This is a genomic window from Streptomyces roseolus, assembly GCF_014649855.1.
Classification (GTDB): domain Bacteria; phylum Actinomycetota; class Actinomycetes; order Streptomycetales; family Streptomycetaceae; genus Streptomyces; species Streptomyces roseolus.
In genome coordinates this window covers 77895-79730 of record NZ_BMTV01000008.1, presented here as the reverse complement: position 1 = coordinate 79730, position 1836 = coordinate 77895, and the positions used below count along the sequence as shown (strand labels likewise).

The 1836-nt window shown below is 71.8% G+C and carries 2 protein-coding genes and 1 tRNA gene; 1 reads left to right on the top strand and 2 read right to left on the bottom strand.

Features of this window, described 5'->3' with window-relative positions:
• Position 1 precedes the first annotated feature (1 nt).
• Positions 2-74, bottom strand: a tRNA-Ala gene (locus IE245_RS11670).
• Between the two features lie 142 nt (positions 75-216).
• Here IE245_RS11670 and IE245_RS11665 point away from each other — a divergent pair.
• Positions 217-1503: a glycosyltransferase 87 family protein gene (locus IE245_RS11665; RefSeq protein WP_189946895.1), complete on the top strand. Its 1287-nt coding sequence runs from the start codon at positions 217-219 to the stop codon at positions 1501-1503.
• Here IE245_RS11665 and IE245_RS11660 read toward each other — a convergent pair.
• Entirely contained in the window at positions 1482-1655 is a 174-nt protein-coding gene (locus tag IE245_RS11660) for a hypothetical protein (RefSeq protein WP_018846673.1), read from the bottom strand. The two genes, IE245_RS11665 and IE245_RS11660, sit on opposite strands and share 22 nt — an antisense overlap.
• Positions 1656-1836 lie beyond the last annotated feature (181 nt).

The following is a 1836-nucleotide window of genomic DNA, read 5'->3' as shown; positions in this document are numbered from 1 at the left end:
GTGGAGCTAAGGAGAATTGAACTCCTGACCTCCTGCATGCCATGCAGGCGCTCTACCAACTGAGCTATAGCCCCTCACGATCGTCCGTCCGGCTCCCTCTCGGGTCTTCCTCGCGGCGACGGACAGAACAGTAACCGGCCGCCGGGCAGAACTCCAAATCCGTTTCTCCGGCACTGTCGGAGGCTCCGGGTAGGGTCGCCCCCTGTGTCCCCCTCCGTGTCCCCCTCCCCGCCTTCCCCGTCCCGCGCCCGGCCGTGGCCCCTGGTCGCCGCCGCGGCCGCCTGCCTGATCTCGTTCGCGGCCTTCTGGGTGGCGCAGCGCGTCGCCCACGTGAACATGCTCGACGTCATGGTCTACCGGGCCGAGGCCGAGACCCTGCGGGCCGGCGGCGACCTGTACGCGATGCGCGCCACCTCGGCGAACCTGGCGATGACCTATCCGCCGTTCGCCGCCGTGCTGTTCCTGCCGCTGACCCTGGTGGGCGTCCCGCTGATGCGGACGTTCTCCACCGCGGGGAACCTGCTGCTCGTGGTGGCCCTGGTGCGCCTCTCGCTCCAGCTGGTCCGCCCGGCGCTCGCCTCGCCCGCGCGGCGGGCCGACCTGTGGCGTACGACCCTGTGGGTCGCGGCGGTCGTGGTCTGGTGCGAACCGGTGTGGACGACCCTCCGGTACGGGCAGATCAACCTGCTGGTCGCGGTGGCGGTGCTGTGGGACCTCACCCGCCGCGAGGGCAGCCGCTGGGCCGGCCTGGGCATCGGTCTGGCGACCGCGGTGAAACTCACACCGGGCCTCTTCGTGGTGCTGCTCCTCGCCGCGGGGCTGCTGCTGTGGCGGCGGGACCGGGGGATGAACCAGTGGCTGCGCACCGCGCTGACCGCCACCGGGGTCTTCCTGGTCACGACGCTGGCCATGGTGGCGGCGCTGCCGGCGGACTCCAGGACCTTCTGGACGCGGACGCTCTTCGAGACCGGCCGGGTCGGACACGCCGAGGAGACCGCGAATCAGTCCCTCAGCGGGGTCCTGGCCCGGCTGATGCACACGGACGCGCCCGGCCTGTGGTGGCTGGCGGCGGCGGTCCTGCTGGGCGGCGCGGCGATGGCGCTGGCGGTGCGGGCGGCGGTGCGTGGCGACAAGCCGGTGGCCGTGGTCGTCACCGCCTTCGCGGCGCTGATGGTCTCGCCGATCTCCTGGTCCCACCACTGGGTCTGGTGCGTGCCGCTGCTGATCCTGCTGCACGACCGCACGCGCGCGTGGTGGTTGACGGGCGCGGTGGCCCTGGCCTTCGCCTCGTTCGCCCTGTGGTGGGTGCCGCACGACCCGGGCCGGCCCGAACTCGACCAGAACGCGGGTCAGATGCTGCTGTCGGCGGTCTATCCGCTGACGGCCCTGGCGGTCTTCGCCGGGTACGCCCTGGCGGTGCGGAGGTCCCCGCGGGCGGCGGCGCCGGAGGCTCCCCGGGAGCCGGTGGCGGTCCGGGAGCGTCAGGCCGTGGCGAAGGAGTAGAACCGCTTCAGGGTGCAGTGCTCGTCGAGGAGCCGGCCGTAGATCGGCTCCCCTTCCAGCTCGCGGTAGGTCTCGATGGGGTCGCCCTTTATGATCAGCGCCCGCGCGCACTCCTCGCACCAGTACTGGTACTCGGGGTTGACGGGGTCCATGTCCCGCACGATGGGCGTGCCGCTGCCGCACCAGTCGCACTTCCGCCTGTGCGCACCCAAGGCCACCCTCCCGTCCGGACCTGATCCCCCTCCGGCCGTCCGATTCTGCCATGGCCGGGCGGCCCTCAGAAGTGACAAAACAACAGATCCCGCCCCCCTCTTGGGGAACGGGATCCGGTGA